At 39.2% G+C, this 22,417-nt stretch carries 19 protein-coding genes; 5 read left to right on the forward strand and 14 right to left on the reverse strand.

What is annotated here, in order from left to right; translation table 11 throughout:
- Positions 1-9 precede the first annotated feature (9 nt).
- Positions 10-1,554, forward strand: a complete 1,545-nt coding sequence (locus BLS20_RS09620; protein WP_090174159.1) for a polysaccharide deacetylase family protein — start codon at positions 10-12, stop codon at positions 1,552-1,554.
- A gap of 34 nt (positions 1,555-1,588) precedes the next feature.
- Positions 1,589-2,878, forward strand: a complete 1,290-nt coding sequence (locus BLS20_RS09625; protein WP_090174160.1) for a sensor domain-containing diguanylate cyclase — start codon at positions 1,589-1,591, stop codon at positions 2,876-2,878.
- A 142-nt stretch (positions 2,879-3,020) separates the two neighbouring features.
- Here the strand turns inward: BLS20_RS09625 and BLS20_RS09630 are convergent, their stop codons facing one another.
- The 3 genes from BLS20_RS09630 to BLS20_RS09640 form a co-directional block, all read right to left on the reverse strand.
- Positions 3,021-3,986, reverse strand: coding sequence for an ABC transporter permease (locus tag BLS20_RS09630; protein ID WP_090174161.1), 966 nt, complete (start codon positions 3,984-3,986; stop codon positions 3,021-3,023).
- A 31-nt stretch (positions 3,987-4,017) separates the two neighbouring features.
- Positions 4,018-5,571 (reverse strand): sugar ABC transporter ATP-binding protein, encoded by a 1,554-nt coding sequence (locus BLS20_RS09635; protein ID WP_090174162.1) that lies wholly within the window; start codon positions 5,569-5,571, stop codon positions 4,018-4,020.
- Between the two features lie 97 nt (positions 5,572-5,668).
- Positions 5,669-6,787, reverse strand: coding sequence for a sugar ABC transporter substrate-binding protein (locus BLS20_RS09640; RefSeq protein WP_090174163.1), 1,119 nt, complete (start codon positions 6,785-6,787; stop codon positions 5,669-5,671).
- Between the two features lie 390 nt (positions 6,788-7,177).
- On the opposite strand from BLS20_RS09640, the gene BLS20_RS09645 reads away from it, so the two are divergent.
- Positions 7,178-7,549 (forward strand): recombinase family protein, encoded by a 372-nt coding sequence (locus BLS20_RS09645; RefSeq protein ID WP_090174164.1) that lies wholly within the window; start codon positions 7,178-7,180, stop codon positions 7,547-7,549.
- 288 nt (positions 7,550-7,837) lie between these two features.
- Here BLS20_RS09645 and BLS20_RS09650 read toward each other — a convergent pair whose 3' ends face one another.
- The 6 genes from BLS20_RS09650 to BLS20_RS09680 form a co-directional block, all read right to left on the reverse strand.
- Entirely contained in the window at positions 7,838-8,509 is a 672-nt protein-coding gene (locus BLS20_RS09650; RefSeq protein WP_090174165.1) for a hypothetical protein, read from the reverse strand.
- Positions 8,510-8,521: 12 nt separating this feature from the next.
- Positions 8,522-9,214 (reverse strand): GntR family transcriptional regulator, encoded by a 693-nt coding sequence (locus BLS20_RS09655; protein WP_176762362.1) that lies wholly within the window; start codon positions 9,212-9,214, stop codon positions 8,522-8,524.
- A 268-nt stretch (positions 9,215-9,482) separates the two neighbouring features.
- Positions 9,483-10,037 carry a flavodoxin family protein gene (locus BLS20_RS09660; protein WP_090174167.1) on the reverse strand — a complete coding sequence of 185 codons (555 nt, stop codon included), beginning with the start codon at positions 10,035-10,037 and terminating at the stop codon, positions 9,483-9,485.
- A 139-nt stretch (positions 10,038-10,176) separates the two neighbouring features.
- The gene (locus BLS20_RS09665; RefSeq protein WP_090174168.1) at positions 10,177-11,019 is read right to left on the reverse strand and encodes a 4Fe-4S dicluster domain-containing protein; all 843 of its coding nucleotides are present in this window, start codon (positions 11,017-11,019) and stop codon (positions 10,177-10,179) included.
- 30 nt (positions 11,020-11,049) lie between these two features.
- A complete protein-coding gene (locus BLS20_RS09670; protein ID WP_090174169.1) occupies positions 11,050-13,653 on the reverse strand; it encodes a molybdopterin-dependent oxidoreductase in 2,604 nt (867 codons plus the stop codon).
- A gap of 970 nt (positions 13,654-14,623) precedes the next feature.
- Complete coding sequence (locus BLS20_RS09680; protein ID WP_090174171.1) at positions 14,624-16,183, reverse strand: sodium:solute symporter family protein; 1,560 nt, start codon at positions 16,181-16,183, stop codon at positions 14,624-14,626.
- A gap of 461 nt (positions 16,184-16,644) precedes the next feature.
- Between BLS20_RS09680 and BLS20_RS09685 the strand changes: the two genes are divergently transcribed.
- Complete coding sequence (locus BLS20_RS09685) at positions 16,645-17,574, forward strand: LysR family transcriptional regulator (RefSeq protein ID WP_090174172.1); 930 nt, start codon at positions 16,645-16,647, stop codon at positions 17,572-17,574.
- A 60-nt stretch (positions 17,575-17,634) separates the two neighbouring features.
- On the opposite strand, the gene BLS20_RS09690 is transcribed toward BLS20_RS09685, so the two are convergent.
- The 3 genes from BLS20_RS09690 to BLS20_RS09700 are packed head-to-tail and all read right to left on the reverse strand — an operon-like array spanning position 17,635 to position 19,059.
- Positions 17,635-18,186, reverse strand: coding sequence for a hypothetical protein (locus tag BLS20_RS09690; RefSeq protein ID WP_090174173.1), 552 nt, complete (start codon positions 18,184-18,186; stop codon positions 17,635-17,637).
- Positions 18,187-18,209: 23 nt separating this feature from the next.
- Positions 18,210-18,686 (reverse strand): cyclic pyranopterin monophosphate synthase MoaC, encoded by a 477-nt coding sequence (gene moaC, locus BLS20_RS09695; protein WP_090174174.1) that lies wholly within the window; start codon positions 18,684-18,686, stop codon positions 18,210-18,212.
- Positions 18,687-18,699: 13 nt separating this feature from the next.
- The gene (locus BLS20_RS09700) at positions 18,700-19,059 is read right to left on the reverse strand and encodes a hypothetical protein (protein ID WP_090174175.1); all 360 of its coding nucleotides are present in this window, start codon (positions 19,057-19,059) and stop codon (positions 18,700-18,702) included.
- A gap of 191 nt (positions 19,060-19,250) precedes the next feature.
- On the opposite strand from BLS20_RS09700, the gene BLS20_RS09705 reads away from it, so the two are divergent.
- On the forward strand, positions 19,251-20,108 hold the full coding sequence (locus BLS20_RS09705) for a MerR family transcriptional regulator (protein ID WP_090174176.1): 858 nt from the start codon (positions 19,251-19,253) through the stop codon (positions 20,106-20,108).
- An 80-nt stretch (positions 20,109-20,188) separates the two neighbouring features.
- Here BLS20_RS09705 and BLS20_RS09710 read toward each other — a convergent pair whose 3' ends face one another.
- The gene (locus tag BLS20_RS09710; protein ID WP_090174177.1) at positions 20,189-21,076 is read right to left on the reverse strand and encodes a substrate-binding domain-containing protein; all 888 of its coding nucleotides are present in this window, start codon (positions 21,074-21,076) and stop codon (positions 20,189-20,191) included.
- Positions 21,077-21,139: 63 nt separating this feature from the next.
- Positions 21,140-22,414: a phosphoribosylamine--glycine ligase gene (gene purD, locus BLS20_RS09715; RefSeq protein WP_090174178.1), complete on the reverse strand. Its 1,275-nt coding sequence runs from the start codon at positions 22,412-22,414 to the stop codon at positions 21,140-21,142.
- Positions 22,415-22,417: the final 3 nt, after the last annotated feature.

Genomic DNA, 22,417 nt, shown 5'->3' on the forward strand with positions numbered 1-22,417 from the left:
AATAAGATTATGAAACTTGTACGTTCTTTGCTTTTAGGAGGCAAAATCCGTTTCTTATTAATGGGAATATTTTTTGCCTTTTTATTACTGTTTACAATGAATTTTCATGTAGCAGCAGACATTGTCGAAGAGGAATCCATTACCGCAACGGCTAAGTACACGGCCAGCACCGGTGTTACCATTTCTTTTTCTGCAAGTTCTTCAGACAACTGCTATTCCATCAAAAGGTCCTACTCCAAAAACGGGGATTACCTGGAGATTCAAAAGCTCACTTCTTTAGAAGGAGACGTTTCTTATATTGACAAATCAATCAGCGAAGGCAACATCTACTACTATCGCATTGATCAGATTATCGACGATACCATCGCAGTAAGCTCTGAGCCAATTTGCGTTAAGATTGTTCTGTCTGCGCCAACTTCCGTCAAAACCCAAATCAAATCCACAAAAAAAGTAAAGATTAGCTGGAAGGCTGTTACAGGCGCCGATCAATACGTCGTCTATAAAAGCACTTCCAAATCCGGCACTTACAAAAAACTGAAAACAACTACCAAAACTTCTTGTATCGATAAATCCACAACCGCCGGCAAGGCTTTTTATTATAAAGTTGTTGCAAAGAAAACATCCGCTTCCTGGGCCAAAAGCGCCTACTCGAAAGTTGCAGCTGCTTACCAAAAACCGGCCGCAACAACTGTATCTGCTTCTTCACGCAACAGTAAAATCTATCTAAGCTGGACCAAAGTCAGCGGCGCACAAAAATATTTTATCTATAGAAAAGTCGCCGGTTCTAAGTACAAACTGATTAAAAAGAGCAAAAAACTATCCTATACCGACAAACATGTCGATGTTGGCAAAATCTATAAATACAAGGTTATCGCCATCTACAAAGCCGATGGCAAAAAAATCAAAAGCGATTCTAGCAATATTACAAAGCTTCGCTGCAACAAGATTGATCCAAACGGCAAAATGATTGCTTTGACATTTGATGACGGCCCTGGTCCTTATACAAACGCGATCTTAAACTGCCTAAAAAAATATGATGCACGAGCAACATTCTTTGTCGTTGGTTCCAATGCCAAAAATTATAAAAGCATTTTGAAAAAGGCAGATTCTATAGGATGCGAAATCGGCAATCATACCTACTCTCATCCATATCTGTCCCATCTTAGCGCAGCAGGTGTGAAAGCACAAATGAGCAAAACCGACAGTATTGTAAAAAGTGCAACAGGGCACAAAACAACCCTAATGCGAACACCTTATGGTGCTTTCAACTCAACAGTCAAATCCTCCGTCGGTAAACCGATTATCCTTTGGTCCGTTGATACATTGGATTGGAAGACACGAAGCACCTCCCAAACACTAAACTGCGTTATGAACAATGCCAAGGACGGCGATATCATCTTAATGCATGATATTCATAAGCCGACCAAAGATGCTGTTCTTTTAATGGTTCCGCGTCTGGTAAAGAAGGGGTATCAGCTAGTTACCGTCAGCGAACTCGCTCAATATCGAGGCTATAACTTAAAAAAAGGAAATGTTTACCACAGCCTGCGCTAAAAATACATACAAATTATCACATCAGAGGTGAGCTATGAAACCAACATTAAAAAACTCTCTCCGAGGTAAGATGCTCTTATCTACGGTTGTACCAATTATCATTTTAGGCATTGCTGTTATGATTGCCGCATTCATTCAAATGAAAAACACTCTTATCGACGAATTCGAATCCGACATGCGCCAACAATGCATCTATATGATGGCTGAACTAAACGAAGTTTACCCCGGAAATTTTAAGGTTGAAATCTTAAATGACACCACTTACAAACTTTACAAAGGTGAATACGATATCACAGAGGATAACACTCTCATTGATAATATGAAGTCTTCCTATGAAAATGAGTATTCCATCTTCCGCGGTAATATCTGCGTAAAAACCACTATGAAGGATGAATCCGGAGAGCGCTGGCTTCTTACCGAGTCTCCAAAAAATGCTTACGCAGATGTTTTCAAAGGCAACAAAACTGCTTTTTACAAAAATCTCACCATGAATGACGAAGAATGCATCGCTCTTTTTGTTCCGATCCATTCCTCTGACAATTCCGTATTTGGCATGGTCGCCATCTACCGCTCTTTAGAAGATATTAACCAAAAGGTCTTAACCGCCGTACTTCCAATGCTGATTGTTTTTGCAATTATAACGGTTTTGATTGCATTTTACAGTATTTATTTTTCACAAAAAATCGTCAAAAAAATCAAATTCATCGAACGATTCATGAATCAAATTTCCAACGGACATCTAGAAGCCCAGCTTCCGGAAACGATTCTTAACTCCGAAGATGAAATAAGTTTACTCGCCAAAAGCGGCGATCAGATGCGATACGCGCTTGAACAGCTTGTCAACTATGACACTCTGACTCGAATTCCTAACCGGCGTTACGGAAGCATCCACCTCAAAAATGTCTATTCTAATTCCGGACAGGGTGCTAATGATTTCTGTGTTGGAATCGGCGATATCGATTTTTTCAAAAAAGTCAACGATACTTATGGTCACGATGCCGGCGATGCAGTTTTGCGCGATGTTGCTGCAATCCTTAAACGCAACATGATTGGAAAATCTTTTGTTGCTCGTTGGGGCGGCGAAGAATTTCTTTTTGTCTTCGAAGGCATGAATCTTGCCTCCTCTAAGCAAAAGTTGGAAGAAACCCTTATGCAGATTCGAAATCACACTGTGGAACATCAATTCGACCAAATAAAAGTTACGATGAGTTTTGGTCTTACTCAGGCTTTCAAAGATTCCGACATTGATGAACTTCTACAGATTGCCGATGCCAATCTTTACGAAGCCAAAGAAGGGGGACGAAACCAGATTGTTGCCAAATAACCCCGCAGATATTCTCATTACCTCTTGCGCCGCCAAATAAAAATGAGCGGCGCTTTTCTTGTCCCCGCTCACCAAAAAAGCTGTGCCTGGATGATTACGCATCCAAGGCACCAGCCTAAAAGTCTTCTAACTATGTAATTGTTTAGTTATCTCCATGTTTATCAATCATATCTACCGCAACTACAATTACAAGCACTGCTCCAATAACAATCTTCTGATTTGATGAAGAAATACCCATAATATTAAGTCCTGTACTGATTACACAGATAACAAATGCTCCGACCAAAGTCTTGCCAAGCTTTCCTTCACCACCATTTAAGGAAGTACCACCAATCGCAGCAGCTGCGATAGCAAGAATGTTATAACCACCATCTGCAATATTCGGTGAACCCGTACGAAGTCTTGAAGCAAGTACCATACCAGCAAGTGCGGAAGCAAGTCCATTTAAGGTAAAGATAATAATCGTATATAAATCAACATTTACACCTGACAGTCTTGCCGTCTTCTCATTACTACCAATCGCATAAGTGTAACGACCCATCTTTGTATTTTTGATTAAGAAGAAACAAATCAAAAAGAAGATAATCGCCACAATAAACTGCGATGGGATAATCCCAAAGGTCTTAGATCCCCAAAAATCAAATCCAATATTGAACTTTTCTCTATCTACATGAATACCAATTGATGTTTCTTTTGTAATAACAAGTGCCAGACCATTCGCTGCATACATCATACCTGCTGTCATTATGAAAAACGGTACTTTTAATTTCGCAATACAAAGTCCATTTACGAAACCACATATAATACCGATAATCAATCCCATAATTGCCGCCATAAGCGGGTGCATTCCATTTTCAATCATAATGGCACTAGAACATCCCGACAAAGCTGCAATAGACGCTACCGAAAGGTCAATACGACCGGAAATCATAACGAATGTCATTCCACATCCAAATATAATATAAACAGCAGCTGTTCTCAAAATATTAGTAAGATTCGAAACACTAAAAAATCCATTTCCTGCTACTGAAAAGAATACAATCAGTGCAATCAGGATAATATAAGTACCCCATTTGTTATAAAATTGTTTTCCTCTTGACGTTGTCATAAAAAAGTCCTCCCTTTTCTTCACACATTAACTAGATATCAAGCATAAGTTTCAGCATCTTTTGCTTTAGATCAGTCTCAGTATCATCAAATTCGCCAACCTTCTTGCCTTCACGCATAACGATTATTCTGTTGCAAAGACCAATCAGCTCATCTTCCTCTGAAGATATAACGATTACTCCGATATCCTCTTTTACAAGATTTTGAATAATCCTGTAAAAATCCGCTCTTGCTCCAACGTCAACACCTCTGGTCGGCTCGTCGAGTAATAATAATTTCGGTTTCGACATCAGCCATTTTCCAAGACATACTTTCTGCTGGTTACCACCGCTTAATCTTTCAATCGTTTGTTCCATACCGGCACATTTGATTTTCAAACCATCGATTTCTTCTTGGGTTTCCTTCTTTTCCTGTGCCTTTTTTATTCCTATCTTACCGGTAAGATGATGCATATTGGCAACAGACATATTTTCACGAATCGGACGAACCGCCAAGATACCCTCGGCTTTTCGATCTTCACTAACATATCCGATTCCCTGTCGCACTGCATCTACCGGACTGTGCACTTTAAGCACTTTACCATTATAAATAAATTCGCCGTTAGTTTGGTGATATACGCCAAAAATTGTTTTGGCAATTTCCGTTCTTCCTGCTCCTGCCAATCCTGCAAATCCAAGGATTTCACCTTTTCGCAAATGAAAGCTTACATCTTCATAAAGTCCCGGAACCGTCACATTCTTTGCTTCAAAGATAACATCTCCGATTTCCCTGTTTTTCTCCGGAAACTGATTCGTCTGTTTTGAACCAACAATTCCTTCAAGCAATCTTTGATTTGTAACATTTGCAATTTCGTCTGTAAAGACATTCTTGCCATCTCTAAGAAGTGTAATACGATCCGAAATCTGATATACTTCTGACATTCGGTGTGTAATATAAATCATTCCCACACCACGTTTTCTCAATCTCGCTATCAAATCGAACAGCTGCTCTGTCTCCTGCATCGTGAGTGACGATGTCGGTTCATCCAAAACCAATACATTAGATTCGAGATTCAAAGCTCTTGTGATTTCGACCATTTGTTGCATTGCTACCGGCAGTTCTCCGGCTCTTACATCAAGATCCAAATCAATCCCGACCTCTGCCATAACTTCTTTCGCACGTTTGCGCATGGCTTTCCAATCGTAAATACCACTTTTTTTGACGATTTCATTTGCAATAAATATATTTTCAAGCACGCTAAGATGCGGCAAAATATTCAATTCCTGAAATACCATTGCGATTCCATCAGCCTGTGCATCAGCAACAGTACCTTTCAAGGGAACCACGCGGCCATTATGTTCTATCGTTCCTTTGTCCGGAAGATAAACACCACACAAAACTTTCATAAGAGTTGACTTGCCGGCTCCATTCGCTCCCATAAGTGCATGTACTTCTCCCGCTTTCAAATCGAAATGTACATCCTGCAATACCGGAGCTCCACCAAAGCCTTTATCAATATGTTCCATTCTAAGAATGGTTTCTCCAAGCTTTGCAAGTCTCTTCTCTTCTTTTTTCATATCGTGACTCATTGTCTTACCACTATCCATAAAGTTTCCTCTTTCCGAGTTTTTTGAATGAGCCCGGCCATATCTGACCGGGCACAATTCATCATTATTTCATTTTATAAGTTATCCCGGCAGTTAATTATTCAACGCCAAGATCCTTACCCATCTGGATAAAGTTTGTCATATAATCAGAAAGCTGTCCAACAGCATCGCCCATTGACCACTTTGATAACTCTTCACCATGCTGTAAATATTCATCAATATTATCTGCTGTAATAATTGTATCCGGTGTCATCATAGTATCATCTTCAACTTCTCCACCGTTTACAAGATTGATTGCCTGCTCTACTGCATAATATCCCTGAAGGATTGACCAGTCATATGCTGTACAATACATTTCACCAGCCTCGATAGACTCAAGTGCAATTACGTTACCATCAATACCGGCAACCTTAACACCTTCATCTCCACCTACTTCAATACCCTGTTCTTTCAGAGCTGTAATTGCTCCTGCTGCCATCAAATCGTTACAGCAAAGAACTGCATCAATATCAGATTCTTTCTGAAGAATATCAGACATCTTCTGAGTAGCAGTATCCTGATCGTAAGAAGCACTCTGCTCAGCAACTACTTCAATGTTTGGATACTCTTCAAGAGCTTCCTTAAATCCAGCTGTTCTTTCCTGAGATGAAGAAGCAGCATCTACTCCACGAAGAATTACAATCTTACCTTCTCCGCCCATTGCTTCGAAGATTTTTTCTGCCATTTCTTTTGCCATTGCCTGATGGTCAACACCGATGTATACCGGCATATATTCTGCAACATCATCGCCCCAGTCATTTGTAATTTCGGTATCGACTGTAACGAACTTAACATCATTGTCATGTGCGTTCTGAACAGCTGCTGATACACCATCAGAATCGTTTGCTGTAAGAATTAACGCATCTACACCCTGAGATACAAGGTCTTCACACTTTTGAATCTGTCCATCAATATCAGACTCTGTTGTTGTATTTTGTACAATTACTTCTACACCATTTTCTTCTCCTGCAATCATTGCACCGTAAGAGATGTCCTGGAAATGAGCATTGGTAGCTGTCTTAACTACAATACCGATTTTCATATCAGACTTTGTTGTGCTTTCATTGCTTGAGGAAGACGCTGTTCCTTCCTGTGATGTGTTGCCGCATGCTGCAAGTGAAACAGCCATAGCACCAGCACAAATTGCTGCTAAAGTTCTTGAAACATTCTTTTTCATATTAGTTTCCCTCCAATTACATATTATTGTTTTTTGATAATTTTATTATAATTCAAAACTATTGTAGTAGTTATGCAAACAATTTTAGCAACTATTCCAAATCATAATCATTGTATACCACAAGTATGTCATGTCTTTTGTACAACTATATCATAATCACTGTTACTATTTCTATGAATTTTTCACAACAAACGAAAATATCATTATTTTTATTGTAAAAACTCTCCTTTTAGCAAGTCGTATCTAACATATTTTTACTATTGTTCCTTTTTTTATCTTTTAGTTATGCATAACTCGAATGACTTGACACCTATAATGCATAACTATATGGTCTATCTTCTTTTATACTGAACATGTACTATAAAACACTTAAAAAAGGAGATTTTTATTATGAACTATGGGTATGTGAACTATTTCATTTCAAACATCGAGGAGGATTTAGATACTGAAGTAGCTGAAGTAAAAAAGAAAGCCGAAAAAGTAATCGTTGATCACTTAAGCTATCGTCCAAACTTCAAAGAATTAATGGAAACGTTAAAAGAAGGCGATACTTTATACGCATACAGCGTTTCTCGTTTTGCATCAGGACTTACAGATCTTGTTGATACTCTTAAGATTCTTAATGACAGAAAAATCAGTTTTGTATCTATCACAGATCATTTAACAGTAGATCAAAGCGAAGCTGGACAGGCAGCTTTGAACGCATTGATTGTTGGTCAAAAAGCGATTAAAGCAGATCCTAACCATGGATTTTATGCTTAATCTCTAAATATTATTATTCACACAAAAGCCGCTGCATCCTATGATACAGCGGCTTTTACCGTTCAAATCTTTAGTTAAAAAAATTTGTCAAGACTCGCTCGCGAGTCTTGCGCGCCGGATTCGGGTCTGCTTCAGCAGACAAATTCCTGTCCGAATCCGTGCGCATCCTCGCGAAGCGTTTAACTCAGTCGGAGCTTGTACCCCGACTGAGTATAGTTTGTCATAACCCCCACCTACGCTTAGTGAGGTGGGGGATTTCTCCGACTGAGTTAGAATCCTCTTTCCAACCTAAATATCAAGCATTGTAATATCATCTTTTAATAATGCAATTGTACTTTCGATTGGATAACCAAACAGTAATCCCAAGACAGCTAGATTCTCACTACCATAACATTCATGGAGCATAAATCCACAAGTCTCTTTTTTGGCAAAATCCTTCAGTTCCAAAGAAAACAACTCGTCCATGCGCTCCTTGTCGAGATCTATATCGCAATCCTTATAAACCTTCATAATCGCATCTTTATCAAAATAATCATTTAATGTTCCCTTCCTTGAAACATAAAGCATCAATGAATATTCTTCAACATTATACGGAAAACAGTAATAATCTTCGAATGTCTCCCTCATAATTGTCATATATTCATTCGAATCCACCGGATATACCGTGGCTGCAATTTTCTTTCCATCCTGCACTGCATGATTCATGTATTTCACAACCGGAATCGGTCCGTAATTGTTACTGCAAAATATAAGATTGTACCAGCTTAAATACTCATTTTGATAGGCACAAGCCGCATCATCATAAAAGAAATCCCGAAACCATACTTCTTCTTTTCCTTCTTCTATATAGGACAAGCTAACGCAGTTTCTTCCATCCTTTTTATGGCGATATACATAAAAATCGAGAATGACACCCTTATCATATTTTGCATGTCCCAATAACTCTTTTTCTTCAACCACTGTTCTATCTCCTTAGATATTATATTTTCCTGTCACAAGTTTATTAATATAATACTTCTTTATATATGACAGATGTTCTTTTATTGCTTTACAGCTTTCTTCTACATCTCCGCTTTTGATTGCTTCCAAAATTGCTTCATGCTGCCCCGTCGCATCAGTCGCATGATCAACATCATTCAAAGAAGTAATATCAAATCGTCTCTTTTGATTCAACAACAATTCAAAAATCATATCCAATCGTTTATTTCCAACACGATGTATAATATATTCATGAAATTTTACATCCCAATCCATTCGTTGATTTAAATCGCCGTCTGTCAATTGCAGCTTGGTATTTTCTATAATTGTTTCTAACATACCAATCGCAATATCATCATAATTTTTGAGCGAAGTGGAGATTGCATAAACCTGCAAAACTTCCAGCAAATCATATACTTCCAAAATGTCCTCAAGTGTATAGATTGGAACTACAATTCCTATTCCCTGTTCCACATCCAAAAGCCCTTCCGTGGACAACTGCCGAAGTGCATTTCGAATCGGCGAACGCGAAACATTATACAGTTCACATAATTTACGTTCTACCATTACGGTACCAGGTGGAAATTCATTTTTTATAATTCCTTCTTTGATTTTTTCATAAACATAAGTTTCTTTTGTATCCGATGATTGATTAATCATTTTATATTTCTTTTCCGGTTCTAACATGATTTGCATCTCCTTTACATTCAAGTCTCGTCCCCCGACTCTGATAAAAAATCCCATAGTAAATTATAAAAAAAAACTTGCTTTTTTTAAACCTTATTCTAAAAAAAGACTTAAAAAAAACAAGCTTGAGTCTTCAATTTAAAAATTTAAACCAAAAGGGGACATTTCTATTTTTCAGATAGAAGGTATATTATTTGGCTAGGGAATTATTTTGTCCCCTTCCGGTTTAAACACGTAATTTATTTCAAATCGCGGTAATTTGCATTACCTACTGAGCTAAAATTCTTCCTAATTCGTATGCTTTCTGCATTATTTCCTGATTCTTTTCAGCAGATTCAGGATTATTACCACCCGTACAGACCAGTCTTCGTTCGTTCACGAAGCCGAATGAAGGAAATGTTCCTGCCACATAATTGAAATAATCATCAAACATGTGCGGATCATCAAACTCTTGTGTATAAACAGTTGCGATTTGCTTTTGACTATATCTTGGAGTTCCATCCTCTCCCATAAGCGGGAATAAACGGTCATATAAGTTTTTAACCGGTCCGGTCATCTGCATAAAATAAACCGGCGATCCGATTACAACGGCATCAGCATCCTTTAATTTATTCAAAGTTGCTGTCAGCTCATCATTGATTGCACAATTTTCGTGTATGCGGCAATTAAAACATCCCTGACAGGCCATAAATTTCATTTTAAATAAAATCTTATATTCAACCTCAGCACCATGCTCTCTTGCGCCTCTTGCAATCATATCCAAAATTGTTGTCGTGTTCCCATCCTTACGCGGACTTCCATTATAAATCACAATTTTTTTCATAATGTCAGCATCCTTTCTCTTAAAAATCACTTAGTATAAAAATTGAAAGTTTCACTGCAGAGGAAAAACCTCTGCAGTGACCCTTTCGTAGGGTGGGTATAAAACACAGTTTCAACTGCGTTCACAAATCACCTGACTATTAGAAAGCAATATAGTCAAGGTTGAGAGATTTGCCTTCGATCTTAACGTCGATTTTCTTCTCTTCGCCTTCTACATTCAGCTCAAGAACATAATCTCCGTCATCAAGACCATCAAACTTGAAGTCTCCAAAGAAGTTTGTCTTTTGTACTTCAACAATATTTCCCTTAGCGTCTTTCAGAATAGCTGTAGCATTTTCAACACAGTCGTCAACACCATTCTTATTCTTTGTTACGCCACCTGCAACGAAGTTCTTTGTGAACATGAATAAGTTCTTATAGAACACATGAGGCTTTGTGCCATATTCCGGATGGAATACTTCAAGATTTTCAGACTCAATCATAGCTTCCATTTCTTCCGGCTCAATGTAAAATGCTTTCAAAGACTCTGTTGGGCAAGAATGTACACATCTTGGCACACCCGGTGTCCAATCAGGATCGTCTAACAGATGAGAGCACATTGTACACTTCTGAGCTACATCCTCTTCTTCGTTATAATAAATTGCGCCGTATGGGCAAGAATCTACTAAGTCTTTATTTCCCTTAGCTTTTTCCTGATCGATCATTACGATACCATCTTCACGACGATAAACTGCTCCCTTACCTGCAGCTTCACAAGGAGCATCCTCGCAATGCTGACAAGTTGTAGCAAGATAAATATAATCATTACGCGCATATCTACCACGTTCTCTTCTAAGAACGTTTACCCAGCGATGTCCATGACGTGGCTGTGGTTTTGTATATCCTGGCCAGTCGTTTCCAACGAACTCGTCTTTACAAGACATTAAGCAGTTGTTACAGTCATGACACCATCTGACATCTTGAACTAAATACCACTGTTTCATTTTATTCTCCTTTCGTGGAGTATTTACGGATTAGTAAATTTCGTAAATACTTTCTCCATCCCATTTTTCTACTTCAATCTGAGCACTGTTTGGTGCCATACCGCAAGCATACTTAGACATGTAACGGTCTGGTGTAAGGATGTTTACGCATCCACCTCTGTCTGCAGAGCATCCAGGTTTTCCAAGTGGTGCATACTCAGCACAAGATTCATATGAATGAACTGTACCTGGCTGTACACGCTCTCCAACCTGTGCACAAAGGATAACTGATCCTCTGTCATTGAAAGCACGAACGAGGTCACCATCTTTGATTCCTCTTGCTTCAGCATCTACACTGTTCATACGGATAATCCAATACTTCCAGCCATCAACTTCCACACGATGATCCTTGATATCATTCATGAAGGAATCTTTTCCATCACCCATTGTATGCATAGAGAATCTTGGATGAGGTGATAACATTCCCAGTGGGTACTTCTTAGCTACTTCTGCATGCCAGCTTTCCCAAGCAGGTACATACTTATGCATTGCAGGACGATACTCGTCAATATATCCTTGCTCTTCAAATCTTGAAAGAGAAGTTGAAATGAACTCGATTTTACCTGTTGTTGTCTGAAGACCCTTAAGTCCAACTGTTTGGTTAGGAGCAGGACCCCAGTCAGGTGTATCACGTACGCGATCCTCAGCGAACCAACGAAGTGCAGGAGTTCTCTTTCTATCTGGATTATCAGGTACTACCATATAACCCTTCTTGAAGAACTCTTCCCAAGGCATAACCTTCGGACAATCCGTTGCATTGTAATACTGCTTAACCCAATCAAGTTCGTCTTTACCTTCTGTAAAGATATCATAAATTCCAAGCTTCTTAGAAAGCATTGCATAAATCTCATAGTCAGATTTAGATTCTCCAAGAGGCTCGATACACTTGCACTGAAGTGAGATTACACGGTTATTTGCCATCTGGAAGTTGTCAGGAATGTAACCTGAGCAGTTAGCAAATTCGGAAATATCCCAACGTTCAAAGTTCGTACAAGCAGGAAGGATAACGTCAGCGAACTGAACTTCACCTTCGTTCCAGATTGACTGAGATACAACGAACTCAAGTCCTGGATCTGTATACATCTTAGCGTATCTGTTAGTAGCGGTCATAGTACCGATATGTGGTCCGCCGTACTTCCAGTACATCTTGATTCTTCCGTAACCATTTGCCGGATAATGATATGGCTGTAACTGATACTCAATTGCGCCACCACAGAATCCTTTACCATACCACTCGAACTTCTTATCCATGATACATTCAGGAATCTTCAGACGAGGAATATGCTGACCCTGTGCATTATTAACTTTAACCGGTGCCGGGAATGTTGTCTTACCATCGAACATTCTCCAAGCAAACTTGAATCCTGCTGCTGAGTTGTCGCAGTCACCTGAGATACCACCTTCAGCGTATCCTGGGAAGAAGAATTCATAGTCAGTTGGAACACCCTGTGTTGTAGACCAGATGTTAGATCCTGGTTTTCCAAGACCCTGCATTGTTGCAAGAGCGATCATACCACGAGTCCACTCAATACCATGAGTAGCACGGCAGGCACCGCCCCAGCCGCCCATACCACCGGCAGCAAGGTAAGTATTCTTCTTAGCCCACTGACGTGCAAGAGCTCTGATTTCTACAGCTGGTACTCCAGATTCTTTTTCAGCCCATTCAGGAGTCTTATCTACTCCGTCATCGCCTTTACCAATTACATAATCAGCCCATTCTTCAAATCCATATGCATGAGTCTTTACATACTCTTTATCATACAGATCTTCTTTAATCCAAACGTTAGCAATAGCGAAAGAAAGTGCATGGTCTGTACCAACCTTTGGTGACCACCATTTAATTCCCCACATATTAGCTGAGTGGTTGAAGAACGGATCTACGAATACCATATCTACGCCTAAGTCTAATAACCAACGACGACGAATATGTGATTCATATGCTGCATAAATACCTGAGTTTACTTCAGGGTCAGATGACCAAAATACAATCATCTCTGCATATTTAAGACCATCCTCGAGAAGATCATACTGCTCTGGGCAACCAAGTCTCCAAGAGAATCCCCACATATGCATTCCGCCCCAATGCCAACCTTCCCAAGAATCCGGGTTATGGTCTGCATAAGTGAATCCCATAAGGTTCATGAAACGGAAATATGTAGAATGACGATATCCTACGTTACCCCATAAGTGGTGAGAAGATGGTGTTGACATGATAGATGCCGGGCCACTTTCTCTCTTTATACGGTTAATTTCGTTTACAACGATGTCTGTAGCTTCATCCCATGAAATTCTTTCATATCCGGAAATACCACGGTTCTCCGGATGTCTTTCTCCGTTAGGATCAAAGTCCACACGTTTCATTGGGTAAAGATTACGTCTGTCTGTGTAAATCATGGATTTGAAGCCAGCCGTAAACGGTGCAATAGTTGTTTTTCTAGGTGCTTTGAATTCTTTGCCTCTAGCGTGAATTGTCCAGCCTTCCGGATCTGTTTCGTCAAAGTCCATTGGTGTCATACGTACGATTTTACCATCTTTTACGTATACGAAAACAGGACCACCGGTACTGGAGTTAGTCATACGAATTTCGCCTTCCATTATAAGACCTCCTTAAATTAATGAAATAAGTTGAAAAAGCAATGTTAATTTGTACCTTTTAATTCAGCAGACAATAGTGAGTAGAGGTTGCGTCTGCTGTATATTACGTATCAAAAAAGCACACAACTGCTTTCTAAAAAAAGTCTAAACTGTATAGTTTTTATACAGTCAAAGTTAAATTCTTTGTAAAATTTTATAAAAAATTTTGTTCTTTTTAAAATTTTTGTCAAAAAAATAAAAGCCATTTTTTTCTTCCTTCCAGATTTTGCTCTATTTTTTTGATTTTGGTGCATATCATTGTTATTTTTCCACAACAAACAGCATTTCTCTTTGTGCAACTATTACAACATTGTGTTAGTTGCGCATAACACACTTTGTTGTATCTATACAATTTCTTTTCATTTTTCACCCGGTTTTCTGTATGGCTACTATACAGATTCCTTTGGTATACCTTCTGTTTCTTAATCATTTTACGTCCTGCTAAGGCAACTCTTCCTATTAAAAGCGAAAAAGTCCGGCACTCCAAAAAGCACCGAACTTTTTCTTAATTATTAATTTGGTCAAGACTCGCTCGCGAGTCTTGCGCGCCGGATTCGGGTCTGCTTCAGCAGACAAATTCCTGTCCTAATCCGTGTGCATCCTCGCGGAGCGTTTAACTCAGTCGGAGCTTGTACTCCGACTGGGTTAAAACACTCTCATGTTATCTTAACATTTCAAATCTTAATCCTGATCTTCTTCATGCATATCCTGAAGATTATTCTTTTTTCCACCGATAAAGCAAATTGCCACAAGAACAATTGCCAATGCAAGAAGATAAATACTTACGATTGTTATTGCCATAAGTGAACCCCCTTATAATTTCTCGTTTTTATGATTTGCTTTCCAAACTCCAAAGATAATTGCGCATAACACAATACCAATCACATACTGGGTTATAATGTCCTGTAATATCCACATATTTACCCCTCCTTTATTGTGCTGCCTTGGCAGCCATATCTGCAAGATTCTTTTCAATCACTCGCTTATGAGTCTTCTTCCATCCAGGTTCTCCAGGAATTACCAAATGCAAGATAATACCGAATACAAGAGATGCTACAATTGTTGCATACAAGTTCATTGCCCAGATACTTCCTTCACCAAGCAATTTGCTCATCGGACAGAAGGTCCAGATACAGTCAACAATATATGACAGAATAATTGTCAGCCATGCTGCTGTTCTACTTACCTTAAAGTTATATCCGATTATGAATACAATAAATACCGGCATACCAAACGAGAATACCCATAAGAATAAGTTAAATACAAATTCATTTGCCATGATCAATGCTCCAGGAAGGAGAAGTGCTGCTGCAACAATTACGCAGATTCTGTTGACACGAATCTTCTTCTTCTCATCTGCATCCGGCATACAGCAATGAATTACAATGTCATTGGCAATAACATTTGAATTAGCAAGTACTACACCGCCACCTGTTGAAAGTGTAGCTGAAAGCAATGCCACCATCAACAAACCAATTGCAGGAACCGGCAGACCTTGCTGTGCGATTGTCGGAACAGCAGTTAATCCATTCGGTGTAACCTGAGATGCAATAGACGGAATTGACATTGCCGCAATACCAAGGAAAATCCAAGGTAATGATGACATAATATTCAAGGAGCATCCAAGGAATACACCCTTACGGCAAGCATGCTCATCTTTTGCTGCGAAGAACGGCTGCATCATTGTCTGCGATACCGCACCTGCAGTAGTATGAAGAACGATTACCGGAATGATAACGCCAACCCATACAGGGAAAAGTCCAATTGTTCCGGTCTGCGTAAGGAATGAACTATAACCAGCCTCCTGATATACTTTCATAACTCCTGACCATCCGCCGAACTGTGCAAGATAATTCACTCCAATTATTGCAATTGCTGAATATGAAGCAATCAACATAACAATGGCATTAATACAGTTCAGCCAAGCCATCTGTAACATTCCACCAAAGAATACATAACATACAATCAAAACAAAACCAAGAATGATTGACTGATAAATGTTAAGCGGGATTCCACTCGCATTACAAAGTGTATAAATAGCTGTACCAGTTGCAACAAGTTCTGAGCATCCGATACCTGTCCAAGTCATTGTCTGGAATCCGGCATGGAACCAACCAAGTTTTCTACCGAAAATTCTTGCAAGTGCTGCCGGAGCTGTCGGCTCACCGATTCTCTTATACAAAGGTCCCATCCACAACATTGCGATTGGTAAGAAAACACCACCGGCTCCGATTGCCCACCACATGGCACCTGCTCCGATACCTGTGAAGTCTGCCCAATCTGTAAATCCGCCACCAGCTGCTTTCTCCCAAAGCGACATGGTATGTCCGGATCCTAAAGGTGCAAGTACGAAAGAAAATGTTACCATAATCCAGCCCATTCCTCCGCCTGCATTTGCAAAATCTTCTGCAGATTTTACTTTTTTCTTCGCATATAATGAAGCCACGATAATTAATGCCGCAAAATACACGAGTGCGATAACTAAAGCCATCCTAAAAAACCTCCCTCTAAATAATACGATTTGATTAGTTTAGATCTCGATTACCAGGAACGTAATCGAATTAAAAATTATAAGTTCCTCTACTCGAAAATTATTGTGTTATATATTCGTGGTATACAGTCAATAATTAATATTTTTTTTGTAAATTTAATACAATTTTTATTAATTATTTTTGTTCATTATTTCTTTTGCACAATACAACCAGATTTTTATATGTTTTTTTATGCAAACTGCTTCTACCTATAATTCGTTTTTTCCCTTTTGATGTATACCTGTTTTACACAAATACACAAATCATCTCCCATATTTTTTATTCGTTTAAGCTGCAATGCGTGCTTTACGAGGACAAAATAACATCTTTACAACCGAATTATCCAGATTTCATCTTGACTATCCCCCACCTAGTTGTCATATAATATTTATAGTGTGAAATAATATTTGGAGGGTCGATTATGACTGACTTACAAGTTCGCTGCTTTTTGGAAGTTGCTGAACATCTTAACTTTACCAACGCAGCAAAGGCTTTATTTATTTCCCAGTCCAACATCAGCAGGCAGGTTTCTGCCTTTGAAGAAGAACTGGGGCTTAGTTTGTTTACGCGTAATACAAAGGGGGTTCGGCTAACGCACGAAGGCGAGATTCTTGCCGAAACGCTCACCAATCTTTCGCAGGAATGGAACCAGGCTTTAATTAGAGCACGAAATTCTGCAAAAAAATTTGCCGGTTCTATCCGTATCGGATGTACGCTCCATGCAAAGACCAATAGTTATCTTTCAAGATTTCTTGCCGAATTTCATGAACAACGTCCTGAGATTCAAATCATCAAAGAACGAAATACGCAAAAGCAGCTCATTGAAGGATTAAATGGGGATTATTATGATGCTATCCTGATAGCCGATCATGATGTACGATGGCTTAGTGGTATAACGACACAGGCTTTGTTTTATTCTCGTGTCGGAATTGCAATTCACCGTAATCATCCATTGTTCCGAAAGAAAGACGTTTCACTTAGTGATTTTGCTGATATGGCTTTTATCCGATATAAGCCAACTGAAATCCCACTGAAAAGTGATTATTTATATCTTATTTGCAAAAATTTTGGCTTTGAACCTCATATTGTTGAAGAATATGAAGACTTTGAAGATTTCTTATTTGCGATTGAAACAGGTGTTGGAGTTTCTTTGATTTACGAAGAAACAGAAATCACCTCCAACTTAAATCTAAGATTCATTCCGATTGAAGAGGAATTTCCGCAAAAATACCTTCCTATGGAGCTGACCAAGAAATCCAACAACACCAACAAGTTTTTGGACGATTTCTTTAAATTTGCCAAACTGAAAGCTACGATGGAAGGCACAACGAAACTGGATATCAAGGAATAAAAATAAGAAGCCACACGGCTTCTTATTTTATTTCTTTCCGTCATCGGATATTCGCTCATCCTATGACGCAATATTCTTTTTTTCGATTTTTTGCTGATGTAAAATGACCAGCAGTGTCACAGCCAAAACCAAAAGCATAATTCCAAGTTCAAGATTCGCCGAAAGGTAGGTAAGCGTCCCATCGTAAACAACTTTATAATTGACATTATAAATAATATTTACAAGTGCCAGACCCAAATAAATCGCTCCAACAAATCCAATGGCTATAAATAACGGTCTTGGTCTAAGATTCTCATTTAAAACACCATACGCTTTTCTCTTCATTGCAAGCGTGATAAACAAATACATCATAAGCAAAAATCCAATAAAGCAAAGCGTATACAAATCCGCCCAGTTCAAACCTGTAGTAAGGGCAAATATCCAATTCAAAAACAGATAAATAACCATTACAACAAACACGGTCTGATAGCAGCTGAGCCTATCAAGCATCAGCCCTTCTTTCTCAGATTCTACTTCCTCTCTCATCTTTTTATACCGCATGGTAGACAACCAGCCTGCCAACGCCATAATCCCAGCCATAACAATGACAAAGATAATTTTCGAAATCTCCATTCTTTCCCTCTTTCCAAGTCAGGCTACTGTCTGATATAATGCCCAGACTTTCCTCCATCTTTTTCCAGCAAACAAATATTATGGATACTCATCCCTCTATCAATCGCTTTACACATATCATAAATAGTTAACAATGCCTGCGATACCGCATGAAGTGCTTCCATCTCAACACCGGTCTGTCCTGTGGTTTTTACAGTTGCCACAGCCTCGATCTCATGTGTTTGCTCATCTGGATAAAATGCGATATCCACGCCTGTAAGAAGCAGCGGATGACACATCGGTATCATCTCAAACGTTCTCTTAGCAGCCATCACACCTGCAACCTGCGCAACCGCAAGCACATCCCCTTTCTTGATGCCGCCATCTTTAATTCTATCAAAGGTCTCCGGTAACATACTTATATGCCCACGAGCCACCGCAATTCGATCGGTAATTGCTTTGTCCGAAACGTCCACCATCTTGGCTCGTCCTTGTCCATTAACATGTGTTAGTTCTCCCACGCACTTTGCCTCCTTAATACAGCACTTCCCAATCAAGCGGCCACTTTTCTTTTCCAATCAGCATCATATCCGTAATCTTCTTATGACCATCCGGAATATAATAACCATGTTCTTCTAAATCTTTTTCAATCAATCGAATCATCTTTCGATTATTCTCATGTGCTTTGTATTGCTCCGGCGGAAGAATGCCTCTTCTATCCTCTTTTTCTTTTCCATAATACGCCACATTGTCACTGTTTGGCTCAGAAAAAATACGATAGTAGCCAATCTCTTCTTCCCCATCTTTAATTGCAAAACGAAAAACTGAAAACACAACATATCTTTCAATTGCTTCCCAATGAACCTTTACAGGTTTCAAATTAGTTTCACTCATAATAAAGTTCCCTTCTTGATTTTTCTCATTCAGCACACCTCTACCAATGCCATATGCGTAGTATTATATCATATCCTCCAGCTTTTTTTAAGCCATTTTGTTCGTTGTGCTTTAAAGTCATTTATTGTATAATTATGAAGGATGATTATACAGTTTTTATTATAAAATTGTAACAAAAGGGGTATAAATACATGGAATCAATTAATCGCAGATTATCGATTTCCGAGATGGCACAGATTCATGACATCTCACGCCAAACTCTTATTTACTACGATAAGATTGGTCTGTTTGAACCGGCTTTTGTCGACGAAGAAACCGGTTATCGCTATTACAGCACACTTCAGATTCCTCTACTTAGAGAAATCTGTTTTTTAAAATCAATCGGAATGCCACTCGATGCAATCAGAACACACAATACACAGAATAATCTTCTTAGTTCGATTGAGCTTTTAGAGGCACAAGACAAAAAGATTAAAGAAAAAATTGCCACTTTGAAAAGGCAGCAAGAACTGATTGAGCAACGCGTTACCGTTTACCGTAGGGCAAGTGATTATGAAAACGAAGACTTAAAACCGCATATTCAGGAATTTCCGGAGCGTTATTTGATTTTTTATCCTTGGCAAGATGGCGTATATACACGCCAGGAACTGCATCTTACCTTGATGAAAATCTGGAACCTTACAGAGGGCGCCGGCTTTCTTCCAAGTCGCCACTGGGGTGCACTTATTTTTCAGAATGACCTAAAAAGCGGCGATCCATTCCGTCATGCAGGAGGATGCTGTGTACTTCCAAAACAGATTACACTTCCTGTCTTTGACAAAAAAGCTCAGCTTATCACTCTTCCGGCCGGTGAATATGTCTGCATGCCAAAGTTCGGAATGCCATATGACGAAAAACATCTCTTCCGGTTGATGCAATGGATTACCGATAACCATTATGAAGTATGTGGTGACATCTATGACGAATGCCTGCTTGATGCAATCTTCTATGGTGGAAAAGAAGAATTGGATTTTTGTGAAATTCAAGTACCGGTAAATAAAATATCATAATGAAAAAGACTTCTATCTCAAATGATAGAAGTCTTTTTCATTATGATTCAATAAACGTTTCCGTTCGCACTATAACTTCGTTAAAAAATTCTTTCTCCAATCCCATCTGTATAATATCCCTCAAATGCATTTAACTGACATTTAAACTCATCAGATTTTAGGATATCCAGAATTCTTCTACCGCTTTCTTTTTTCAAATCCGCTTCTCTAAACACAATATCATAGCTTTCTCTTTTCTGCGGTATAAAATCGATCTCCGGAACCTGAATCGCAACTCGCTGACTTCCCATGGATACATCTCCATTTCCACGAGACACCATCGCAGCTGCCTGCATATGCGAAGTCGCCACATGTGTATAATACCCATTAATTTCCGTTGGCATGATTCCAAGTTGTTTCAACTTCTCATCCAAATATACTCTAATTCCGCTTCCCTTTTCCCGATTAACCAAAGTTGCATTGCTTGCTTTGATATCCTCAATATTACAGATTCCCAAAGGATTGCCTTTTGCCACATAAAGTCCCTGCATTCGATCAACCAAATGAAATACTGCAATCTGCTCTCCCGGAAGCATCTTTTTCATATATGGAATGTTATACGAATCTGTCTCGCCATCCCATAAATGAGCCGTCGCGATATATCCCTCATTTTGGTACATTTCAAACAAACCATTATAGCTTCCCATTGGCGAGCGTAGCAAACGCTTCGCATCTTTTTTCAGCCCTTGATTGTACATTGCACTCAAAATATCCAAAATCGCATCCTGTCCGCATAATACAAGATCCGTCTCTTGTTCTCCCGGCATATCCGCCCCCATGTACTCATAGACATCTTTCAGAGTAATGCGAAATTGCTTTCCCATTTTTGTGGCTTTCAAATCCCCCCGCTTAATCATGTCATATACAGTATTTTTCTTTAGCTGAAGCATTTGTGCCACTTCAACCGGTGTCAAAAATTGGTTTTCCATGATACTACTCCTTCCAATTATTTCCCCTAGCTGTCTTTCTTTTTATACTCTTTTTAATACAGATTATGCCTCATCAATTGCTTTTCCAATATCATGCCTCATATATTTATTCGCAAATTCAATCCACTCAGTCGCTGTATAGGCATTCTTTCTAGCTTCTTTCAGGCTTGCACCTTTTGCTGTTACGCCAAGGACGCGTCCCCCATTTGTTACGATTGCACCATTATCCGAAAACTTCGTTCCAGCATGAAAACAATAATAACCTTTCTTATTTTCAAAATTCTCAAAGCCGGTTATAATATGTCCTTTTTCGTATTTAACCGGATATCCGTCAGATGCCAGCACTACACATACTGCCGCATTATCCTCAAATTGCAAATCAATCTGATCTAACGTTCCATCGATACATGCATCCATTACTTCAATGATATCATTTTTCATACGAGGCAAGACAACCTGCGCCTCAGGATCACCAAATCTGGCATTATACTCAAGGACTCTAGGTCCATCTGCTGTCAACATAAGGCCAAAGAAAATAATTCCCTTAAACGGACGTCCCTCTGCTTTCATGGCATCCACTGTTGCCTGATAAATATATTTTTTGCAAAATGCATCCACTTCATCTGTATAAAACGGACTTGGTGAAAAGGTTCCCATTCCGCCTGTATTTAACCCCTGGTCGCCATCTAAAGCTCTCTTGTGATCTTGTGCAGAGGTCATAATCTTAATATGGTCTCCATCAACAAAAGATAAGACAGACACCTCTCGTCCGGTCATAAACTCTTCTACTACCATGGTATTACCGGCTTCACCAAATTTTTTATCCTGCATGATGGTCTTAACACCCTCGATTGCTTCTTCCTTCGTGTTGCAAATAAGAACACCTTTTCCAAGCGCCAGTCCATCCGCCTTTAACACGATTGGCATCTTAGCTGTCTCTAGATATGCTATTGCTTTCTCCGCATCATCAAAATTCTCATATGCTGCTGTCGGGATATTATATTTTTTCATAAGATCTTTTGAAAAAGCCTTACTTCCTTCTAGAATTGCTGCCGCCTTATTCGGCCCAAATACACGAAGTCCAGCCTCCTCAAACGCATCTACAATTCCGCCAACCAGCGGATCATCCATTCCGATAATTGTCAGATCCACTTCCTTTTCTTGTGCAAATGCAATCAACTTATCAAATTCCATAGCGCCAATCGGTGCACACTCCGCCAGTTGCGCTATTCCAGCATTTCCCGGAGCACAATAAATCTTCTCCACACGGTCACTCTTCGCAACACTAGTTGCAATTGCATGTTCTCTTCCACCGCTTCCTACGATTAATACTTTCATGAT

This window comes from Eubacterium oxidoreducens, assembly GCF_900104415.1.
Lineage (GTDB): Bacteria > Bacillota > Clostridia > Lachnospirales > Lachnospiraceae > Eubacterium_C > Eubacterium_C oxidoreducens.

Coding starts and splice junctions, on each gene's coding strand:
- BLS20_RS09660 (WP_090174167.1), bottom strand. CDS start 10,037: ATGAAAAAAATTGTGATTTATAATGGAAGTCCGCGTAAGGATGGGAAC.
- BLS20_RS09705 (WP_090174176.1), top strand. CDS start 19,251: ATGGAATCAATTAATCGCAGATTATCGATTTCCGAGATGGCACAGATT.
- BLS20_RS09640 (WP_090174163.1), bottom strand. CDS start 6,787: ATGAAAAAGAATGTTTCAAGAACTTTAGCAGCAATTTGTGCTGGTGCT.
- BLS20_RS09645 (WP_090174164.1), top strand. CDS start 7,178: ATGAACTATGGGTATGTGAACTATTTCATTTCAAACATCGAGGAGGAT.
- BLS20_RS09665 (WP_090174168.1), bottom strand. CDS start 11,019: ATGAAACAGTGGTATTTAGTTCAAGATGTCAGATGGTGTCATGACTGT.
- BLS20_RS09630 (WP_090174161.1), bottom strand. CDS start 3,986: ATGACAACGTCAAGAGGAAAACAATTTTATAACAAATGGGGTACTTAT.
- BLS20_RS09655 (WP_176762362.1), bottom strand. CDS start 9,214: ATGTTAGAACCGGAAAAGAAATATAAAATGATTAATCAATCATCGGAT.
- BLS20_RS09620 (WP_090174159.1), top strand. CDS start 10: ATGAAACTTGTACGTTCTTTGCTTTTAGGAGGCAAAATCCGTTTCTTA.
- BLS20_RS09680 (WP_090174171.1), bottom strand. CDS start 16,183: ATGGCTTTAGTTATCGCACTCGTGTATTTTGCGGCATTAATTATCGTG.
- BLS20_RS09710 (WP_090174177.1), bottom strand. CDS start 21,076: ATGGAAAACCAATTTTTGACACCGGTTGAAGTGGCACAAATGCTTCAG.
- BLS20_RS09690 (WP_090174173.1), bottom strand. CDS start 18,186: ATGGAGATTTCGAAAATTATCTTTGTCATTGTTATGGCTGGGATTATG.
- BLS20_RS09685 (WP_090174172.1), top strand. CDS start 16,645: ATGACTGACTTACAAGTTCGCTGCTTTTTGGAAGTTGCTGAACATCTT.
- BLS20_RS09635 (WP_090174162.1), bottom strand. CDS start 5,571: ATGGATAGTGGTAAGACAATGAGTCACGATATGAAAAAAGAAGAGAAG.
- BLS20_RS09625 (WP_090174160.1), top strand. CDS start 1,589: ATGAAACCAACATTAAAAAACTCTCTCCGAGGTAAGATGCTCTTATCT.
- BLS20_RS09670 (WP_090174169.1), bottom strand. CDS start 13,653: ATGGAAGGCGAAATTCGTATGACTAACTCCAGTACCGGTGGTCCTGTT.
- purD (WP_090174178.1), bottom strand. CDS start 22,414: ATGAAAGTATTAATCGTAGGAAGCGGTGGAAGAGAACATGCAATTGCA.
- BLS20_RS09700 (WP_090174175.1), bottom strand. CDS start 19,059: ATGAGTGAAACTAATTTGAAACCTGTAAAGGTTCATTGGGAAGCAATT.